Annotated in this window: 23 protein-coding genes; 15 read left to right on the plus strand and 8 right to left on the minus strand. The window is 47.8% G+C overall.

Annotated elements, in window-relative coordinates:
- The first annotated feature begins 79 nt into the window (after positions 1-79).
- On the plus strand, positions 80-640 hold the full coding sequence (locus AC58QC_RS17115) for a DNA-3-methyladenine glycosylase I (RefSeq protein ID WP_497416335.1): 561 nt from the start codon (positions 80-82) through the stop codon (positions 638-640).
- Between the two features lie 65 nt (positions 641-705).
- Here the strand turns inward: AC58QC_RS17115 and AC58QC_RS17120 are convergent, their stop codons facing one another.
- The 3 genes from AC58QC_RS17120 to AC58QC_RS17130 form a co-directional block, all read right to left on the minus strand.
- Positions 706-1,011 carry a hypothetical protein gene (locus tag AC58QC_RS17120; protein WP_497416336.1) on the minus strand — a complete coding sequence of 102 codons (306 nt, stop codon included), beginning with the start codon at positions 1,009-1,011 and terminating at the stop codon, positions 706-708.
- Between the two features lie 133 nt (positions 1,012-1,144).
- Positions 1,145-2,131, minus strand: a complete 987-nt coding sequence (locus AC58QC_RS17125; RefSeq protein WP_497416337.1) for a YpdA family putative bacillithiol disulfide reductase — start codon at positions 2,129-2,131, stop codon at positions 1,145-1,147.
- 165 nt (positions 2,132-2,296) lie between these two features.
- Positions 2,297-2,479, minus strand: coding sequence for a hypothetical protein (locus AC58QC_RS17130; RefSeq protein ID WP_497416338.1), 183 nt, complete (start codon positions 2,477-2,479; stop codon positions 2,297-2,299).
- Between the two features lie 169 nt (positions 2,480-2,648).
- Between AC58QC_RS17130 and AC58QC_RS17135 the strand changes: the two genes are divergently transcribed.
- From AC58QC_RS17135 to AC58QC_RS17145, 3 genes are read left to right on the plus strand one after another with little or no spacing between them, the layout of a single operon-like run.
- A complete protein-coding gene (locus AC58QC_RS17135; protein ID WP_497416339.1) occupies positions 2,649-2,957 on the plus strand; it encodes a Dabb family protein in 309 nt (102 codons plus the stop codon).
- A gap of 16 nt (positions 2,958-2,973) precedes the next feature.
- Positions 2,974-3,228 (plus strand): DUF2164 domain-containing protein, encoded by a 255-nt coding sequence (locus AC58QC_RS17140; protein ID WP_497416340.1) that lies wholly within the window; start codon positions 2,974-2,976, stop codon positions 3,226-3,228.
- A 45-nt stretch (positions 3,229-3,273) separates the two neighbouring features.
- On the plus strand, positions 3,274-3,909 hold the full coding sequence (locus tag AC58QC_RS17145) for an NUDIX hydrolase (protein WP_497416341.1): 636 nt from the start codon (positions 3,274-3,276) through the stop codon (positions 3,907-3,909).
- 66 nt (positions 3,910-3,975) lie between these two features.
- Here AC58QC_RS17145 and AC58QC_RS17150 read toward each other — a convergent pair whose 3' ends face one another.
- On the minus strand, positions 3,976-4,140 hold the full coding sequence (locus tag AC58QC_RS17150) for a hypothetical protein (protein ID WP_497266366.1): 165 nt from the start codon (positions 4,138-4,140) through the stop codon (positions 3,976-3,978).
- Between the two features lie 14 nt (positions 4,141-4,154).
- On the minus strand, positions 4,155-4,409 hold the full coding sequence (locus tag AC58QC_RS17155) for a YpbS family protein (RefSeq protein WP_310224083.1): 255 nt from the start codon (positions 4,407-4,409) through the stop codon (positions 4,155-4,157).
- A 162-nt stretch (positions 4,410-4,571) separates the two neighbouring features.
- On the opposite strand from AC58QC_RS17155, the gene hrpB reads away from it, so the two are divergent.
- The 3 genes from hrpB to AC58QC_RS17170 are packed head-to-tail and all read left to right on the plus strand — an operon-like array spanning position 4,572 to position 8,067.
- On the plus strand, positions 4,572-7,058 hold the full coding sequence (gene hrpB / locus AC58QC_RS17160) for an ATP-dependent helicase HrpB (RefSeq protein ID WP_497416342.1): 2,487 nt from the start codon (positions 4,572-4,574) through the stop codon (positions 7,056-7,058).
- Positions 7,059-7,091: 33 nt separating this feature from the next.
- Positions 7,092-7,811 carry a lipase family protein gene (locus tag AC58QC_RS17165; protein WP_497416343.1) on the plus strand — a complete coding sequence of 240 codons (720 nt, stop codon included), beginning with the start codon at positions 7,092-7,094 and terminating at the stop codon, positions 7,809-7,811.
- A complete protein-coding gene (locus tag AC58QC_RS17170) occupies positions 7,804-8,067 on the plus strand; it encodes a hypothetical protein (protein WP_497416344.1) in 264 nt (87 codons plus the stop codon). Before AC58QC_RS17165 ends, AC58QC_RS17170 begins: the two co-directional genes overlap by 8 nt.
- A gap of 274 nt (positions 8,068-8,341) precedes the next feature.
- On the opposite strand, the gene fabF is transcribed toward AC58QC_RS17170, so the two are convergent.
- Entirely contained in the window at positions 8,342-9,577 is a 1,236-nt protein-coding gene (fabF, locus tag AC58QC_RS17175) for a beta-ketoacyl-ACP synthase II (protein WP_497416345.1), read from the minus strand.
- Positions 9,578-9,689: 112 nt separating this feature from the next.
- On the opposite strand from fabF, the gene AC58QC_RS17180 reads away from it, so the two are divergent.
- The 8 genes from AC58QC_RS17180 (at position 9,690) to AC58QC_RS17215 (ending at position 17,485) form a co-directional block, all read left to right on the plus strand.
- The gene (locus AC58QC_RS17180) at positions 9,690-10,532 is read left to right on the plus strand and encodes a helix-turn-helix transcriptional regulator (RefSeq protein WP_497416346.1); all 843 of its coding nucleotides are present in this window, start codon (positions 9,690-9,692) and stop codon (positions 10,530-10,532) included.
- Positions 10,533-10,629: 97 nt separating this feature from the next.
- Positions 10,630-11,733 carry a GntR family transcriptional regulator gene (locus AC58QC_RS17185; RefSeq protein WP_497416347.1) on the plus strand — a complete coding sequence of 368 codons (1,104 nt, stop codon included), beginning with the start codon at positions 10,630-10,632 and terminating at the stop codon, positions 11,731-11,733.
- 82 nt (positions 11,734-11,815) lie between these two features.
- Positions 11,816-13,495, plus strand: a complete 1,680-nt coding sequence (locus AC58QC_RS17190; RefSeq protein WP_497416348.1) for a ribulokinase — start codon at positions 11,816-11,818, stop codon at positions 13,493-13,495.
- 76 nt (positions 13,496-13,571) lie between these two features.
- Positions 13,572-15,059: an L-arabinose isomerase gene (gene araA / locus AC58QC_RS17195; RefSeq protein ID WP_497416349.1), complete on the plus strand. Its 1,488-nt coding sequence runs from the start codon at positions 13,572-13,574 to the stop codon at positions 15,057-15,059.
- Between the two features lie 196 nt (positions 15,060-15,255).
- Positions 15,256-16,257 (plus strand): aldose 1-epimerase, encoded by a 1,002-nt coding sequence (locus AC58QC_RS17200; protein ID WP_497416350.1) that lies wholly within the window; start codon positions 15,256-15,258, stop codon positions 16,255-16,257.
- A gap of 100 nt (positions 16,258-16,357) precedes the next feature.
- Positions 16,358-16,531 (plus strand): hypothetical protein, encoded by a 174-nt coding sequence (locus tag AC58QC_RS17205; RefSeq protein ID WP_497416351.1) that lies wholly within the window; start codon positions 16,358-16,360, stop codon positions 16,529-16,531.
- Positions 16,532-16,624: 93 nt separating this feature from the next.
- Complete coding sequence (locus AC58QC_RS17210; RefSeq protein WP_497416352.1) at positions 16,625-16,978, plus strand: ASCH domain-containing protein; 354 nt, start codon at positions 16,625-16,627, stop codon at positions 16,976-16,978.
- 60 nt (positions 16,979-17,038) lie between these two features.
- Complete coding sequence (locus AC58QC_RS17215) at positions 17,039-17,485, plus strand: hypothetical protein (protein ID WP_497416437.1); 447 nt, start codon at positions 17,039-17,041, stop codon at positions 17,483-17,485.
- Between the two features lie 36 nt (positions 17,486-17,521).
- Here the strand turns inward: AC58QC_RS17215 and AC58QC_RS17220 are convergent, their stop codons facing one another.
- Positions 17,522-18,220, minus strand: coding sequence for a class I SAM-dependent methyltransferase (locus AC58QC_RS17220; RefSeq protein ID WP_497416353.1), 699 nt, complete (start codon positions 18,218-18,220; stop codon positions 17,522-17,524).
- Between the two features lie 150 nt (positions 18,221-18,370).
- Positions 18,371-18,802 carry a threonine/serine exporter family protein gene (locus AC58QC_RS17225; RefSeq protein WP_497416354.1) on the minus strand — a complete coding sequence of 144 codons (432 nt, stop codon included), beginning with the start codon at positions 18,800-18,802 and terminating at the stop codon, positions 18,371-18,373.
- Position 18,803: the final 1 nt, after the last annotated feature.

Consider the following 18,803-nt stretch of genomic DNA (forward strand, 5'->3'; position numbering starts at 1 on the left):
CCAACTGGACAAGTGTTCGTCATCGCTCTATAATGAAATAGAACACATGTTCGATATTCGGATGAGGTGAAAGAATAACATGACAAACCGTTGCGGTTGGGTTAATGAAGACCCTTTATATCAAGATTACCATGACCATGAATGGGGCGTTCCCGTACATGACGATCGCGTCTTGTTTGAGATGCTGAATTTGGAAGGCGCTCAAGCGGGTTTAAGCTGGTATACGATTTTGAAGAAGCGAGATAACTATCGAGAAGCGTTCGATGGCTTTGATCCGCACGTAATCGTGAATTATGATGAGGCGAAGCTGCAGGATTTGCTCCAAAATCCCGGCATTGTGCGCAATCGCTTGAAAATTGCTTCAGTTGTCCAGAACGCGAAGGCCTTTCTTAAGGTTCAACAAGAGTTTGGTACGTTCGATAGGTATATCTGGAGCTTCGTAGGCGGAGAGACGATCAAGAATCAGTGGGAAGACAGCCGTCAACTGCCTGCCAAAACAGATATCTCGGATCGCATGAGTAAGGATTTAAAGAAGCGCGGATTCAAATTCGTTGGGTCAACGATTTGTTATGCCTATATGCAGGCTGTGGGTATGGTGAATGATCACACGCAAACTTGTTTCCGTTATCATAACGAATAGCATGTAGGTAAACATAAGGCCATCTGATGGGACGAAAAGTCCGAGTCAGATGGCCTTATTGTGCTTCAATTGGCATGTTGGAGTTGCTTTTCAATTAAATTGGCTTTGATCATATAAATCCGTTTGCGGATGTAGAAATCATAGACAGCACCCGTAAGTTCTTTGGGTTTAATGCGGTTGTTCGTATCGTTATCTATGATTGTCACCGACCCATCATCATAAAACTTGAACGTGTAGTCGGCATAATAGGAGTGAGCTTCGTCCAGCATGGCATCGATCTGTCCAGGGAGAAGATGGTCAGTGTCACATAATGCCTTCTGGTACCAATAATCTCTCTCAATAAACCGAAAATTGTGACTGGGGTTCATCATGTTAACAACCTCCTCATCTAATTGGAACATTTGTTCTTGTTATTATTATAGCAAACAAGTGTTCGTAATGGAAGGGGAATCTTTGAAAAAAGGAAATATTTTCATAGATTGAATATAAAAAAGCCACCAATCTCTATGATTGATGGCTCTGGCCAGTAACGATATGTTTGGTAATGGAAAGTCCATGCAAACGGCCTGTTTCGATGAAGATCTCGTTCGCATCATACTTGGAAGAAGCGACGACGCCTGCGACATATAAGCCGGGAATGTTCGTTTCCATCGTCTCGGGATTGACCAAGGGCGCGTTTGTTTCCTCGTGAAACTGAACGCCAATATCCGTTAGCAACTGCCGATCCGGACGAAAGCCGGTCAGTGCAAGTACAAAGTCATTCTCCAAGGTGACGTGTTCACTTCCTTTTCGCACGATGACGGCATGTTCGTCAATTCGTTCTACCTGCGAGTCAAACCACATTCGGATACGCCCTTTGCTCACCATGCTTTCGAATAGCGGACGGACCCAAGGCTTAATATTGGCCGAAAAATCTTTCCCTCGATAAACGACGGTTACATCTGCACCTACCCGGAGTAAATCCATGGCAGCGTCCACAGCAGAATTATTGCCTCCGATGATCGCGACTTTGGCTCCAGCATAGGGATGAGCCTCCTTGTAATAATGGGTCGTTTTCGGGAGTTCCTCACCGGGTATACCGAGCATATTCGGATGATCGAAGTAGCCCGTAGCGACAATCACTTTAAGCGTATCGTAAGTGGCTTTGTTCCCAAATTGATCGGAAGTGTGGACCTTAAAGCCAGCTTCAACTTGCTCAATGAGAACGGCTTCCTCGTAAGAACGGATCCGCAGCTGCTCTCTGCGAGCAACTTCTCGATAGTAAACCAAGGCCTCTTGCCGATAAGGTTTATCGTGTGGGGTTGTAAAAGAGTAACCGCCAATCTCAAGCAGCTCGGGTGTACTGAAAAATTGCAAATACGTAGGATATAAATAAATAGCATTGACGATACAGCTTTTCTCTATGAGTAAAGGTGACAGACCTGCACGCTCCAAGGCAACGGCAGCCGATAACCCGCAAGGTCCCGCACCAATAACAATCACTTGTTCCAAACTAGCTACCTCCTCCAATACAAGCTTCTTCATCTATAGTAGCGCACGAGGTAGGAGATGCCAAGTTTGATTATCCCTGAAAATAAGTCGAAATAACGAAAATAAAGCAGTCACCAGTTCTTGGGAAGGCATGGAATGACTGCTCTATTCGATGAAGCCAATTATTTATGGATTAATTTGGTTCAGCTGCTTTTCTTCATTTTCTTCACTAATATCGTCTTTGGCAAGATTAATGGAAGTCGTGCTTGGTGCGTTTTCCAACGTATCATTAACGAAAGCCATATCTTGATTTTCTGCATTCATATTCGTAGTTCCTGTATAGTTGCCTTCATGTTTCTTGTTTTCCATAGAAGCACTTCCTTTTCAGTTGATTTACAATACCCGTTTAATGTGTGCAAAGTAGAAGGGTTTTATTCCCTTTTTGGGCAAGGGGAGGAAGGATGACGCGTCCATATAGTGCCTAACTACAAAATCCGCTATAATAAGCGAAGATGGCATGGGAAGGAGAGAAATTCAGATGACTGCGACAAGTATTAAACATATGGTTGTTTTCAAGCTGCATGCAGGTAAGGAGAACACTAACGCGGAGCAATTCCTGAAGATCAGTGCAGATGAGCTGACAACAATACCTGGTGTTGAGCAATTTGAAATACTCCGTCAAGTGAGCCTGAAAGCGGATTATGACTACGGTTTTTCGATGGTTTTTGCGAATCAAGCTGCTTATGAGGCTTATAATAATCATCCTGTGCATACCCAATATGTAGCTGAACGTTGGTTGAAAGAAGTTAGTTCCTTCCAAGAAATCGATTTTCAAGTATTTGTGTAAGAGGAGTGCGTACGAGATGAAGGTTTTAAAATTACCGAAGGATGAAAAAGACGCGCTTATCAGCGATCTGCAGGAGCATTTGGATGTGGAACTGGGTGTGACAGTGGGTCAAATTGCAGCAGAGCAATTGATTGACTACATGCTTCAGCAGCTAACGGCACCTATTTATAACCAAGCTATTGAGGACGCACTCAAGGGCGTGAGGGATCGAATGAACGTGCTGGAAGACGATCTCTATGCTTTGAAGGTTACGAAGATTACGCGTAGATAACGCCAGTAGACAAGAGTTGCATGCGGATTGGAGTGGGAATAAGTAGTGAAGAAGTCTGAAGAGCTTTTTGATGTGTTTGATGCGAAAAGGAATTGGCTCGGCGTGGCGCCTCGCTCCGAAGTTCATGCCAAGGGGCTATGGCATCAGACCTTCCAATGCTGGATAGTCAGTATGGAGGAGAAGGTGCCGAAGCTTCTGCTTCAGTTAAGGCATCCTGACAAAGATTTGTTCCCAGATTTACTGGATATCTCTTGTGCAGGACATCTTGCTGCTGGTGAAACCATCGAAGAGGGGACACGGGAGCTGGAGGAAGAGTTAGGGCTCTCCGTCGCATTCGAGGACTTGATCCTCTGTGGTGTATTTGCGGAGGAGGATCTGATATCGGACAAGCTCATCGATCGTGAATTCTGCCATGTATTCATCTATCGCTGCGATCAAGCGTTGAAGCGTTACGTGCTTCAGTCAGATGAGGTTAGCGGTCTATTTGCTGTGGATGTGTCTGATTTTAAACAACTCATTAGCGGTAAACGTTTGGAAATTAATGCAAGTGGTTTCAAAATGGGGATGAACGGCGAGTTCGAAGACATAGAATGGCCGATTTCGATAAAGGCATTGGTACCGCATCGTAAGGCTTATTTCGAACTTCTTTTTCAAAAGATTGAGGAGCAAGGCTGGAAATGAGCAGGTGAGTAAATGGAAAAGAACCGACTCAGCTGATCTGATCGGTTCTCGGAGTGCGAAGCTTGTTTAGACGAAATATGTACTCGCAATGTAGTAATAAGCGATGTAGCACACAATGGAAAGCCCGATGCAGGTGATTCCCCATGCAATTTTGCGCTTAAACAAGAGCAAGAATCCTGCACTGAAGGCGGATCCCATAATAAGCATTGAAATAAATGTTAGTACACCCATGAAAATGTATCTCCTTACCCTTTGTTTACGTAATCACGGACCATATCCTCAGTTACAAGGGAACGGAGTGGAGAGATACCTTTTTGGGCATGGGCGATAATTTGGGCCGTAATGGCGTTGATGGAATCAACGTTAAAAGGCAGCCCGCGTTTGCACAAATCGACAGCCGCGTCTATGGCGTGCTCTCGCTGTGCATCAAGCTCAGCAAATCGAACGAGATGCAGATGCTGTGCATTCGAATGTTTGGAAATCGCTTCATGTACATTCATGTTAAAGTTCTCCTTTAGTGACTAGATTGTCTTCTAGTATACACGATTGAAATGCGAAGGAACAGGTTTCCAAGGAGAAAACAGATGAACAAATGGTGATCTTTCATTCATTGCACGAATATTTAGTGGCGTTAATTAGATTGTAAGCTCGGAGTGAACCCCATGAATGTGTTACCGATTACCGCAGTTCTACCACAACTAGTAGATACATTACAAGCGCATAGCTGTGCCATCGTTGTTGCTCAGCCTGGTGCGGGCAAAACGACGCAGGTTCCATTGGCACTTTTGAATGTCTCGTGGCTGCAAGGCCAAAAGATTCTCATGCTGGAACCTAGAAGATTGGCTGCTCGCGCAGCGGCACGATACATGTCTAGGCTGCTCGGTGAGGAAGTCGGTCAAACGATTGGCTACCGAGTGAAAAATGATACACGCGTTGGACTGGGCACCCGCATAGAGGTCATCACAGAAGGAGTCCTAACACGGATGCTGCAGCAGGATCCTGCCTTGGATGGGGTGGGCATTGTAATATTTGATGAATTTCATGAACGCAGCTTGCATGCAGACATAGGTCTTGCTTTGTGTCGTCAATCACAAACGCTGCTTCGTGATGATCTAAGAATCTTGCTGATGTCCGCAACTTTGGAAGCCAAGGAGATTTCTGCTTTATTAGATGATGCGCCCATCATTGAAAGTGAAGGTCGAACTTTTCCCGTTGAGACTCATTATCTTCAGCAAAAAGTTACAGGGAGAATTGAGAATGCGGTTGTAGCAAGTGTTGGGCAGGCTCTGCGCGATCATGAAGGGAGCATGCTCGTCTTCCTTCCAGGAGCGGCGGAAATCCATCGCGTGGCGAATGGAATTGCGGCATTGCGATTAGGACCGACGGTGGAGATCGCTCCGCTGTATGCAAATCTTTCCATAGAAGCACAAGACCAAGCACTATCGGCCGTCTGCTCGCAAGGCCATCGCAAAATCGTGCTGGCTACGTCCATCGCCGAGACCAGCTTGACGGTCGAAGGCATCACGGTTGTGATTGACTGCGGCCTCATGCGCGTGCCGCGCTTCTCGCCCCGCACCGGCATGACCCGTCTGACGACGGTGCCGGTGTCGATCGCCTCTGCGGACCAACGCAGAGGCCGGGCAGGGCGTCTCGGTCCAGGCGTGTGTTACCGCCTATGGACCGAGACCGAGCACCGGCAGCTCCCGCCGAGCTCTACGCCCGAGATCCGCGAAGCTGATCTCGCCCCGCTGGCGCTGGAGCTTGCCGCCTGGGGCGCGCCAGACCCAGCTGCGCTGGTCTGGCTAGACCCACCGCCTGCTGCTGCGTATCAGCAGGCGCGGGAACTGCTCGTGCAGCTGGGTGCGCTGCACGAGAACGGGAGCCTAACGCCGCACGGCAAGCGTGTCGCGGCGTTAGGCCTGCACCCGCGGCTTGCGCACATGGTGCTGCAAGCCATCCCGCTTGAGCTCGGCGCGCTGGCGTGCGAGCTCGCGGTCATGCTGAGCGAGCGCGATTTCATGCGCGCCGCGGCTCGGGATGCGGATGTGCGCAGCCGCATCGAAGTGCTCTGGCGCGCTGTGCGAGGCGAAGCGCGCGAAGGGGTGGATGCCCAGCTCTGCCGCCGCATCGCGGCGGAAGCTGGCATGCTTGTGCAGTCGCTCGGCATCCGGCCGAGCGTGGGCAATGCTGCGGCGAGCGGGCTGCTGCTCGCCTTCGCCTTCCCCGACCGCGTCGCGCAGCGGCGGTCGGCGGGACGGTTTACACTCGCGAACGGCCGCGGGGCCGTGCTGCCAGAGCTTCAACCGCTCTCGAACGAGCGGTATATCGTCGCAGCGGAGCTGGACGACAGCGGCATCGAGAGCCGTATATATCTCGCTGCTCCTCTGGAAGAGGAGCAGCTGTTCACCGCATTTGAAGAGCGCATCCGTAAGGAACAGGTTGTGGAATGGGATGATGCAGTGGGTTCAGTGAAAGCGAGAGAGCGATGGGTACTTGGCGCGCTTACACTCAAAGACAAACCACTTCAGGAACCTGATCCTGATCTCGTTCTGCAAGCTTTGCTTGCAGGAATTCGTTCGGAATCCTTAGACGTACTGCCATGGACGCGAAATGCACGTCAGCTTCAGGAACGCAGCATTTTTTTACACCGTTTTACGGAAAATTGGCCTGATCTTCGCGATGAAACATTGCTGGCGACACTTGAGGACTGGGCTGGCCCGCATCTGTATGGACTGAAAAGTAAAGGTGCCTTGAGCCGCCTTAACTTGACAAGCCTATTAGAGGAAATGCTAACATGGGAGCAGCGTCGTTCGTTGGACGAGTGGGCGCCTACGCACATTCAAGTGCCGAGTGGCTCACGTATCCCCATTGACTATAGCAATATGGAGTCACCGACGTTATCCGTACGCTTGCAAGAGATGTTTGGATTAGCAGATACGCCTCGTATTGCCAAAGGAAGGGTGCCTGTCACCTTACACTTGTTATCTCCCGCACAAAGGCCGATGCAGGTGACGAAAGATTTGGCGAGCTTTTGGCGGGAAGCCTACTTCGAAGTGAAAAAAGATCTCAAAGGCCGATACCCCAAGCACTACTGGCCTGATGATCCCATGGCGGCGATTCCGACGAACCGTGCGAAGCCAAGAACCTGAACCATTTTATCTGAGAAGGGAACGGAGCAAGTCATGACTATTCACGCTGATACCGCGGACATCGTTATTTATATTTCAGCTGGATTTGCAACGGCGTCTAATTTTCTAGATGACTTTGCGGCTAAGCTTGCTTCGCGATATGAGCAAGTTGGCAAGCGTGTACGTGTTCATGTTTACTTTCCATATGGCGATTGGGATCGCTCGAAGCGAGGTCAGTTGCAGGAAATCATACGTGATATGTGGCATAATGCCCATAGGAAGAAATCAGTTCATGGTGGTAAAAGCTTGCTCCAATTCGTCTTATCTACAATGGAACAGGGGAAAAAGCTGCTTTTCATCGGGCATAGCGCAGGTGCCGTAGCCTCTATCTTGGCAGCAAAAGAACTTGAACGTCACGGGTGCGACATCCTTGGTGTGATCCAAATTGGATCCCCGAAGTGCGCGATCCCGATATCTTTAAAGCACAAAGTGTTATACGTGCATGCGACGAATCAGCACAATCAAACGCGTGATCTGGTTCCACGTCTTGGCACCTGGGGAGGCTGGAGTCGTATACGCTTAGGTCTGCGTAAATGGAATCGCATGAAACATGCCCCTATTCACCTACATATGCTCCCTATCATTGGCGGGCATGCGGATTATTTTCGAGACCATCCTCCGTACATATGGCAAGAGGCAACGAATTTACAAACAACCATGCACACCATTTGGACATGGCTGCAAACAATAGAGAAGGATGTTGAACATGATTGAAATTTTGAAAGCAAGTATGGAACACAGCAAGGAAGATGGCTACCTCGGCCATGTCGAATTTAAAGTCGAAGGCCATGAGCATCCGTATGAAATCACGCTTCAAAGCACCAAAGGCAAAAACGACTGGAGCTATGCCCTTCACTTCCTGCGGGAATCCGGCAAAGAAGAGGACATCGAGGCGGTCGAGGAATTACTTGAGGAAGATGAGTGGTTTGATCTGCTTGTAAACGCGGCGCGAGAAGCTGTGGCGAAGTAAACTATCGAATTGAGTGGATAAATAAAAACCGTGCATCGCACGGTTTTTTGTTGTGTAAGAAACTGCTGATCCTGCCGAAAACTCAAAGCTTATGGCCTGCGCTCCATGGGGCGGGAACTATTATCGATTGATATTTCTGCTTAGAATCATTTTACAACTGACATTATTTGAAATCTGTTACCGACGTAATTACGCGGTGAGTATAGTGCCGGTACAGTCGGCCAGAATTGAACAATACCATCAAAATCACCACAAACACGTAACAAACCTTCGCTCAACCAAACCGCTTCAAAATCAACACCGCATTATGCCCGCCAAACCCAAACGAGCTTGATAGCCCATACTGCAGCTCCGCGCGCCTCGCCACATGCGGGACATAATCCAGATCACACTGCGGATCTGGATTGTCTAAATTAATAGTCGGAGGGATGAGACCCTCCTGCAAGGTTTTGATCAGCGCGACGGCTTCGACACCGCCAGCTGCGCCTAGCATATGGCCGATCATCGACTTGTTCGCGCTGATCGGCACGTCGTACGCGCCGCGGCCAAGCAGACGCTTGATCGCTAGCGTCTCGGAGAGATCACCCGCGACGGTGCTCGTCGCGTGCGCGTTGATGGTGCTAATCTCCGACACATCGATCCCCGCATCGACCAGCGCTTCGCGCATGGCTCGGTAAGCCCCCGAGCCTTCAGGATCGGTCGCCACGATGTGGTAGGCGTCCGAGGTCGATCCATAGCCGACGATCTCTGCATGGATGCGAGCCCCGCGTCGCTCCGCATGCTCGAGCGACTCCAAGACAAGCACGCCGGCGCCTTCGGCGGCGACGAAACCGTCGCGCTGCGCGTCGAACGGGCGGCTCGCTTGCTCCGGCGCGTCACAGCGCGTCGACAACGCGATTGCATTGCCGAAGCCTGCGAGCGCGAGGTCGGTGACCGTCGCTTCGGCGCCACCGGCAATAACGGCATCTGCGCCTCCGCGCTGGATGAGCTTAAAAGCCTCGCCTATCGCGTTATTGCCCGTTGCGCAAGCCGTTACTGGAGCCAACGAGGGTCCTTTCGCACCGTACAGGATGCTTACCTGTGCTGCCGCCATGTTGGCAATCATCATTGGAACAACGGTTGGACTGACACGGCTTGGCCCTCTGGACAGCAGCGTTCTGTAGTTGTCCAAGATCGTTTGAATACCGCCAATGCCAGAGCCGATATAGACGCCAACGCGCTCTTCGTTAGAGGCATCGATCACGAGATCAGCATCCTCAATAGCTTGTTTGGCTGCGGCAACCGCAAATTGGCAGTACCGATCCATGCGGCGTACCTCGCGCCGACCAACAGCTGCCTCCGCATCGAAATCCCGAACAACACCAGCAAAGTTCGTTTTATAATCGGATGTGTCGAAATGCTCTATTTTAGAAATACCAGACTGCCCCTTCGTCAAATTTCCCCAGAATGTATCTACATTGTTTCCAATTGGTGTAATGACTCCCAAACCCGTAATAACCACACGTTTCATAGCGTCGTCCTCCTTTTTTTACTTAGAATGTCATACTGCGTATCCTATTACAAGTAACCGTTTATACTGGTATAATGTCTTCTATGATACTAGGCTGAGGAGGGAAATTAGCATGAACACGAAAGAGAGGCTTCATGAATTATCCAACTTTCTAACGGCACATCGATCACGCATCCAGCCGCATGAAGTTGGATTATTAGGCGGAAGCAGGCGGCGCACGCCGGGTTTGCGACGAGAGGAAGTCGCAGCGATAGCTGGCGTAAGTACGACTTGGTACACTTGGTTGGAACAGGGAAGAGACATTAAAATGTCCGTACAAGTGCTGGATCGGATTGCATTAGCGTTACAGTTAAATGAGGATGAACGGCAGTATTTATTCATGTTAGCTCTAGAGCAACCAGCTCCAACGACCTTTGTTGATCACATCCCGACGATAAGTCCAGCTTTGAATCGGATTTTGACTGAACTTCATGATTGTCCGACGATTGTGTCCGATCGCAGATGCCATATCGTTGGCTGGAATCAAGCGGCTGCGGCTGTTTTTCTTGATTTTGCCAAGCTCCCAGAGGGGGAGCGCAATATGATCTGGCTGCTTTTTACCCGAAAAGAATTGAAAGCACTGGCGGTCAACTGGAGCGACTTTGCAAAAGGCTTTTTGGCGATGTTCCGTTCCTATTATGGACAATATGTGGGAGATAACTGGTATAGCGCGTTTATTGAGGAATTGAGTGAACGGAGCAAGGATTTTCGTGTCTTTTGGAATGAGAGTGATGTCAGCACCGCGCCTGAAGTGTTCATCGAATTTCGACATGCCAAGGTGGGGAAAATGCTATTTGATCTAACAACCCTGCAGGTGCAAGGGCGGACGGATCTGAGATGCAGTGTGTATACCCCGTCTATCGGGTCCGATACCGATACGAAAATTAGACTACTGATGAGTAAAATCGGCGAATAGATGACATTTTTACCATAAACGTCATTTCATCAAAATATGTACATACAAGTTAACCGAATGGTATAATACGTTCACAATCAAAGCCCTGAGGTGAAGCATGAAAGAGAAGCAATTACCCAAATATCAACAATTAAAACAGGAAATATTATCCTGGCTACATACAGGGAGACTTAAGCCCAATGATCAAATGCCTTCTGAGAATGAAATTGCCGAGCAGTTTCTGATGAGTCGTCAGACGGTCCGTCAAACGTTTGGTGAATTAGAGAAGGAAGGCTGGCTCTACCGAATGCAAGGCAAAGGGACTTTCGTCTCCACGCCCCAAACTCAAAAATCACGCGATGTACAAACCATCGGCATCCTGACAACATATATTTCGGACTATATTTTTCCGCATATTGTTAGGGGAGCAGAGGCGACATTACGTGCAAGAGGTTATAGACTGCTGCTTTCTTCAACGGATAACGACAAGGCGAAAGAGAGAGAAAGCTTGGATATGATGATGAGTCAACCGCTGAGTGGACTTATTATTGAACCGACGAAGAGCGCTGAGGGCAACCCGAATCTTAGCTACTACTTGTCGTTGGACTATCAGCATATTCCCTATCTCATGATTAACGAGCGATACCCGGAAATGAACTGTCCTTCGCTCATCGTGGATGATGAAGAAGGCGGATTTAAAGCTGCTCAGCATCTAATAGAGTTAGGGCATCGGCGGTTAGCTGGCTTTTTCAAAACGGATGATCTACAAGGTGTGAATCGGTTAAAAGGCTTTATTCGTGCGCATCATCACTACCAGATCCCTCTGCTTCCGGAATTCGTGATTCATTATACGACGGAGGAGAAGCGATTAAAGCCGTATGCAAGCGCTGTTGCCATGCTTAAGCAAGATGCTGAACAGGATCGCCCAACAGCCTTCGTTTGTTACAATGATGAGCTTGCGATTCATCTACTTGAAGCTGTACGTACAATTGGCTTTCAGGTGCCAGAAGACGTCTCCTTAATCGGATTCGATGACTCCAATCTTGCCACGGCAACAGAGGTGAAATTGACATCTCTTTCACATCCTAAGACAGAGCTTGGAAGTGACGCGGCAGGCATTTTAATTGATATGATCGAGAATAAGCGGGCTAGCGGCAGTGAAACAGGAAAAGTGTACAAGCCTGAATTAATCATCCGAGAGTCAACAATTCGCATCCCATAATTCGAAAAATGGGGTAGTCAACTTGTACGTACAAGTGCTATACTGAAAGCAAGATCATGCTCATTATTTAAGGAGGCTTCCGATGTCGAAGAAATATGCGATTGGTGTTGACTATGGTACGGAATCAGGACGTGCGGTTTTGGTTGATTTGAGTGATGGCACAGAGGTTGCTGATCATGTTACACCGTACCCACATAATGTTATTGACGAGAAACTACCGGTTTCCGGTGTGAAGCTAGAGTACGATTGGGCCTTGCAGCATCCCCAAGATTATATTGATGTTCTAACGCAATCTGTTCCTGCAGTTGTACGTGCATCTGGCGTAGATCCGGTGGATATTATCGGACTGGGGATTGATTTCACAGCGTGTACCATGCTCCCTATCGATAAAGAGGGTCAGCCGCTGTGCTTCCAGCCAACGCTTTCCTCGAATCCACACAGCTGGGTAAAGCTTTGGAAGCACCATGCAGCACAGGATGAAGCAACTTTGATCAATGAGATTGCAGCGAGCCGAGGGGAAGCCTTCTTACCACGTTATGGCGGTAAAATATCTTCCGAATGGATGATCGCAAAGGTTTGGCAAATATTGAACGAAGCACCTGATATTTATGATCAAGCAGATCGTTTCTTAGAAGCGACAGATTGGGTTGTCTCACAAATGACAGGTCAATCCGAAATCGTTCGCAACAGCTGTACGGCAGGCTACAAATCCATTTGGCACAAGCAAGATGGCTATCCAAGCCAAGATTTCTTTAAAGCGTTGGATCCTAGACTTGTAGATGTCACAGAAACGAAGCTTCGCGGTGATGTTGTTGCCCTAGGTACGAAAGCTGGTGAGCTGACAGCTGCCATGGCTGAGCGCATGGGATTAGTAGCTGGAACAGCGATTGCGGTTGGTAACGTAGATGCGCATGCAGCTGTACCTGGTGTTGGCGTGGTTACACCCGGCAAACTAGTGATGGCAATGGGAACATCCATTTGTCACATGCTGCTTGGCACAGAGGAGAAAGAAGTAGAAGGTATGTGCGGCGTCGTAGAAGACGGCATTATTCCTGGCTATTTAGGGTATGAAGCTGGCCAATCGGCGGTTGGTGACATTTTCGCATGGTATGTGGAGCAAGGTGTTCCTGCTTATGTGGAAAAAGCGGCTGCTGAGGAAGGCATCAATGTTCATGAATGGTTGGAGCGTCGTGCATCCGCTTACAAACCAGGCGAAACGGGCTTGCTCGCATTGGATTGGTGGAACGGTAACCGCTCGGTGCTTGTAGATACAGAGTTAAATGGACTTATCTTAGGTTATTCTTTGTTAACGAAACCTGAAGAAATTTATCGTACATTACTGGAAGCAACAGCTTTCGGCACACGTAAAATTGTGGATGCCTTCCATAGCAACGGGGTAGAAGTCGAAGAGTTATACGCTTGTGGCGGTCTTCCGCAGAAGAATCGTCTTTTGATGCAAATTTACGCTGATGTTACGAATCGTGAAATTAAAATTGCCGATTCCAAACAAACACCAGCGCTTGGTGCTGCGATGTTTGGAGCGGTGGCTGCGGGTGCAGACAAAGGTGGCTATGACAGCATCGTGGATGCCGCGAAGCAAATGGCACGTGTTCGTAAAGAAACATTCAAGCCAATTGCTGAGAATGTTGCCGTGTATGAGAAGCTGTACCAAGAGTATAGCAAGCTTCATGATTATTTTGGCCGCGGTGAAAATGATGTCATGAAACGACTTCGCTCGATTCGCGAGGAAGCACGTCATTAGTAGGCTGTCAATAATTATCCGTCAATAAATGAACGTGATTCGCCATTATTTATCCATCCTAGGAGGCATCAAGCCCATGAACCCTTTTTCCGAAAAAGTATTTTGGTTTGTCACTGGTAGTCAACACTTGTACGGACCTGAAACACTACTTCAAGTAGACGAACACTCCAAACAGATCACAGCAGGCATTGATCGTGCAGAAGTGATCCCAAGCAAGCTTGTGTTCAAGCCTGTTTTGACTACTCCTGATGCGATTCGCAGACTGTGTCTAGATGCGAATGCCGACGATTCCTGTGCGGGAATTATCACTTGGATGCATACGTTCTCTCCAGCAAAAATGTGGATCGCAGGTCTTTCGGAGTATCGCAAGCCGTTGCTTCATTTGCATACACAATTCAATCGTGACATCCCTTGGGAAACCATTGATATGGATTTCATGAACTTGAACCAAGCCGCACACGGTGACCGTGAATATGGTTTCATTGGTGCACGTATGGGAATTTCTCGCAAAGTGGTTGTCGGTTACTGGGAAGATCCTGCTGTTCTTGATCGTATCGCAGGTTGGATGCGTACGTCCGTGGCTTTCATGGAAGGGCGCAGCTTGAAGGTGGCTCGCTTTGGTGACAACATGCGTCATGTTGCCGTTACAGAAGGCGATAAAGTAGAAGCACAAATTAAATTCGGCTGGTCTATCAATGGGTACGGCGTTGGTGATCTTGTTCAGCGCGTTGGGGATATCTCAGAGGCTGAAGTGGATCAACTGATGGATGAATACAATGAAGCTTACGATATTACACCTGAAGGGCGCTCAGCGGGTCCCATTCGTGATGCTATTCGTGAACAAGCGCGCATTGAACTTGGGTTGAAAGGCTTCCTGCAAGATGGCGGCTTCGGCGCTTTCACAACGACGTTCGAGGATTTGCATGGTCTTAAGCAATTGCCAGGTCTTGCTGTACAGCGTTTGATGGAGCAAGGGTACGGCTTTGGCGGCGAAGGCGACTGGAAAACGGCAGCGTTACTGCGCGTGATGAAAATCATTGCGAACAACAAAGGGACGTCCTTCATGGAGGACTACACGTATCATATGGAGCCAGGTAATGAGCTAGTGCTGGGTGCACATATGCTTGAAATTTGTCCGACTATTGCGGCGACTCGCCCGAAAATTGAAGTTCACCCGCTTGGTATCGGTGGCAAAGCAGATCCAGCGCGTCTCGTTTTCGACGGTGCTTCAGGTTCAGCATTGAATGCTTCGCTTATCGATATGGGCAACCGTTTCCGTTTGTTAATTAACGAAGTGGATGCCGTTCAACCTGTTAAGAATATGCCTAAGCTGCCTGTTGCCCGCGTTTTGTGGAAGCCGCAGCCTTCCTTGAATGAATCAGCAGAAGCTTGGATTTATGCAGGCGGCGCTCATCACACGGTGTTCTCTTACACGGTGAGCACAGAGCAGCTTGTGGATTGGGCAGAGCTAGCTGGTATTGAAGTAGTTATTATTAATAAAAATACGTCACCACTTCAGTTCCGCAATGAGCTTCGTTGGAATGATGCGGTTTGGAGACGCTAATCAGCTTGTGATTGCGAATGACCTGAGGCTCAATGCCTCAGGTTTTTCTCACGCATAAAGGGAAGTCACATTTATCGATATAAAAGCAATTTACGTCCATTGACTTTTTTCGCGAACATGGGCTAAAGTGAAATCAATGTGTCCGTCCAAATTATGGACAGAGGATAAGCAGTTATTTAGGAGGAGAATGAAGAGGATGTCTACCAAAGCATATGAAGGAACGTACAACGGAGAACAAGCGATTTGGCTGCAAGCTGGACGTTATGAAGCGGTTGTTTTACCAGATGTTGGTGCAAATTTGATTGCTTTTCGTGATATAGAGAAGGAATATCGTTTCTTGCGCGAGCCTGCGCTAGAAGAGATGGAAGCGTTTAAAGAGCGTCCAATCGTTCATGGGATTCCCGTATTATTCCCGCCGAATCGCTACGAGGATGGTAAGTTCCCTTGGCAAGGAAAAGTGCTTCAATTCCCAGTTAATGAACCCAAAACGGGCAATCATCTACACGGATTTGTACACAATATTCCATGGGCAGTGGAGACTTTCAGCAGCGATGGCAATGAAAGTCGCGTATCACTAGCCTTGCGCGTGCGTGAAGGACATTCAGTTCATGAATTTTTACCTTTTGACTTTACGATACGCTTGATCTACACCTTGAATGAGCAAGGTTTGCATCAGCAAATTTCCGTACATAATGAAGGCAACGAAGCGATGCCGTGCTTACTGGCGTTCCATACGACGATTAATGCGCCTTTTGCTGTCAATAGTCAGCCTTCTGATTATACGTTCCAAATGACAATCGGCGAGCGTTGGGCGTTGAACGAGCGTATGCTGCCAACGGGCGAGTATCAAGCGTTATCCGCGGATGAAGAGAAGATGAAAGTTGGCGGTCTGTCACCATTCTTTGCTGGCATGGATAATCACTATACGAGTGTTCCGCAAAATAGCCGCAACTTCATGGCATTGACAGATGCTCGTGAAGGCATCAAACTAGTCTATGATGTAGGCACTTCCTATAAACAGTGGATGATCTGGAACAATGGCAAAACAGAAGGCTTCTTCTGCCCAGAACCGCAAATGAACTTGGTTAATGCACCGAATGTGAATCTGCCTGCTGATCAAATCGGTCTTGTTTCCTTAGAGCCAGGCGAAGTGTGGGAAGAGACAGCACGTTTATATGTAATTAAAGCTGCGAAATAAGCGATAAGCGATAGGAACCACCCCCTTTGATGCATGGAGAGAATCCGATGGGATGATCGACTTGCGAGGAGGGGGTATTTTCATACTAGGAGGTGTAAGAATGGGGAAATGGGATCACTTGGACCGAGAGCAAATCATAGCTAAGTTGGATACGTTATCACTTGAAAATGAGAGATTGAAGGCGGAAATCGCGCGACTGCGCGGCGTTAAGCCTACTGTATCGGGCTCTATGGAGAGCATGTCAACGAAGCTTAAGGAAGCCTTGCGCGAATAATTCCGGCTGCTGGATACGAAGAAAGAAACGCCTCAGTTCGACAAAGCGATTGTGATTCGTTATAATGAAAACTGGCAAAAGGAGGGAACTAACATGAGTGAAACAAACGTAAATGTAAATGACACATTACCACCGAAAACGTGTTCCATTGACCGACTTGTAACGAAAGAAGCAGAAGTAAGCAAAGTGCTTGCTGGTCTTAAAACAGCTTGTCGTCGTAATGGACGCTATGCAGATATCGGTGAAACGATGGATTTGCAAGGCACAGCTTTTACGGTAACCAATGTGTATCAACAAGCTTTGGGTGAACTTACACCTGAGCATGCGAAACAAGAAGGTCACGAGACCGTTGATGAGTATCGCGACAGTATCCTCGCTATGCACCCAGGTATGCCTTGGCTGCCACAGATGAAAGTATGGGTACACGAATTTCAAAAAGCAGAATAACACAAAGAACCGTGTGGATCCTTGGATTCACACGGTTTATTCAAATTATTGATAGAACGGATGGTCAATTTGTCTTGGTACATTGTCATGCTTTATATTCATATCTTCAGCGTCGTGTTAAGCATCGGGCCTTATTTCGTCCTCTTTCCGTTACTTGCCCTTATTCGTAGAGCGCCATTCGAGCAGCTTACTGATTACTTAGAGCCGTTTCGGATTACAGTCCGACTAACGAAACATGCAGGGCATGTGCTTGTAGTTACAGGTATTCTACTGACTTGGATCACAGCTTGGAGTTGGAAAACCTCCTGGATTGTCGCTACGGTGCTTATTATGGTAGCTTCGCTTTACTTCATCGCACGTGCATTCTCGCCACTTCTACGACAGCTGAAAGCTCCTCACGAAGATCGTAATCTTCTCGTAAACAAGCTGCGTAAAGCTTTGATCCTGTATGTAATCATTACGCTTGCGATGATGTGGTTTATGGTGTCCAAGCCGATGATCTGGTGAAAACAGACCGAGATTAGCGCTCTTTCCTAGAGCGGATTATGGCTTTCTCGCCAGCATCACGACAAAATTATAGGACTTGTAAACACAGTCGACATCGTTAAAGCCGGAGTCGCGAAGCCAGCCAAGCTGCGCATCTAATGGAGCCATTTTATCCAGCTTGGTCCTCTCGTAGGCTGCTTGCAGTGCTTCTTGGGACAGATCCGTTGCTTCTATCTTCGCGACCCAATCTGAACGGTATAATTCATCGAGATATGGTGTTTGACCTAAGACTTGGTCTGCGTTAACGAATACGCCGCCTGGCTTCAATAGTTGGAAAATACGGGAGAACAAAGCTTGTTTAGCCGCATCCTCCAGATGATGAATGGACAGGGAAGAGATAACGGCATCGTAGGGTTCGGCATCGTCGAAGGATGTGTAATCTCCAGCTATGAAGTTCACTTCCGCTGTTCCTGCCTGTTCGAATCTTTCTTTGGCAATGTCGAGCATGCCGGTCGATAGGTCGATTAAGGTTAATTTCGCTTGCGGGTACATTGTCTTCAGTATATAGGATGAAAAAAGTCCCGTGCCTGCGCCTAAATCGAGAATACGCGGAGCTTCATGGTCTACTTGGACTAGGGATGCGGCCGTATTGTAAAAATCATCGAAGCAAGGGATCAGCTTTCTCCGCTGGCTGTCGTACTTCTGGGCAATTTCATCGAATTTCGTTAAAATGTGATGGTTTGCGTTGTCGTTCATTTGTGTTCAGCTCCATTTCCTATCCTTGGTTTGTTGCTCTATACTCTTAGTGTAAAGGGCAGTTGGTAAAAAATCCAAGATATAAAAGGCATGAAGATATAGGTAAAAACTATTAATGATTATATGGCTATTGGTTGAGTTGAGCAGAATTCAAGCTCTTGTCCGTCTTAACAGCACATTAATGACTTCTGAGAATACAAGTCCAATGGCAATTGCACCAGAGAGCAAGAATGCTTTCGCAGCCAATTGAACAGCAACGTCATAGTGATTTTGCACGACATTACGCATGGCGTCATAGGCTAGTCCACCCGGAACGAGTGGAATAATCCCGGAAACACTGAAAACGATGACAGGTGTTTTATAAATTTTCGCAAAAAACTGACTAATAATCGTCACAACAAAGGACGCAATGAGTGTGGCCAAGATGGGATCCAAATACGCTTTTTGAAAAGAGAAATAAAGCATCCAGCCTATCATCCCTACAAAACCGCATTGCAAAAGGGTTCTTCTTGGTACGTTGAAAATAATGCCGAAAGCGGAAGTTGAAATGAAACTTGTTATTAGCTGCTCGAACATTTCCATG

It is taken from the genome of Paenibacillus sp. J22P51 (genome assembly GCF_059692215.1).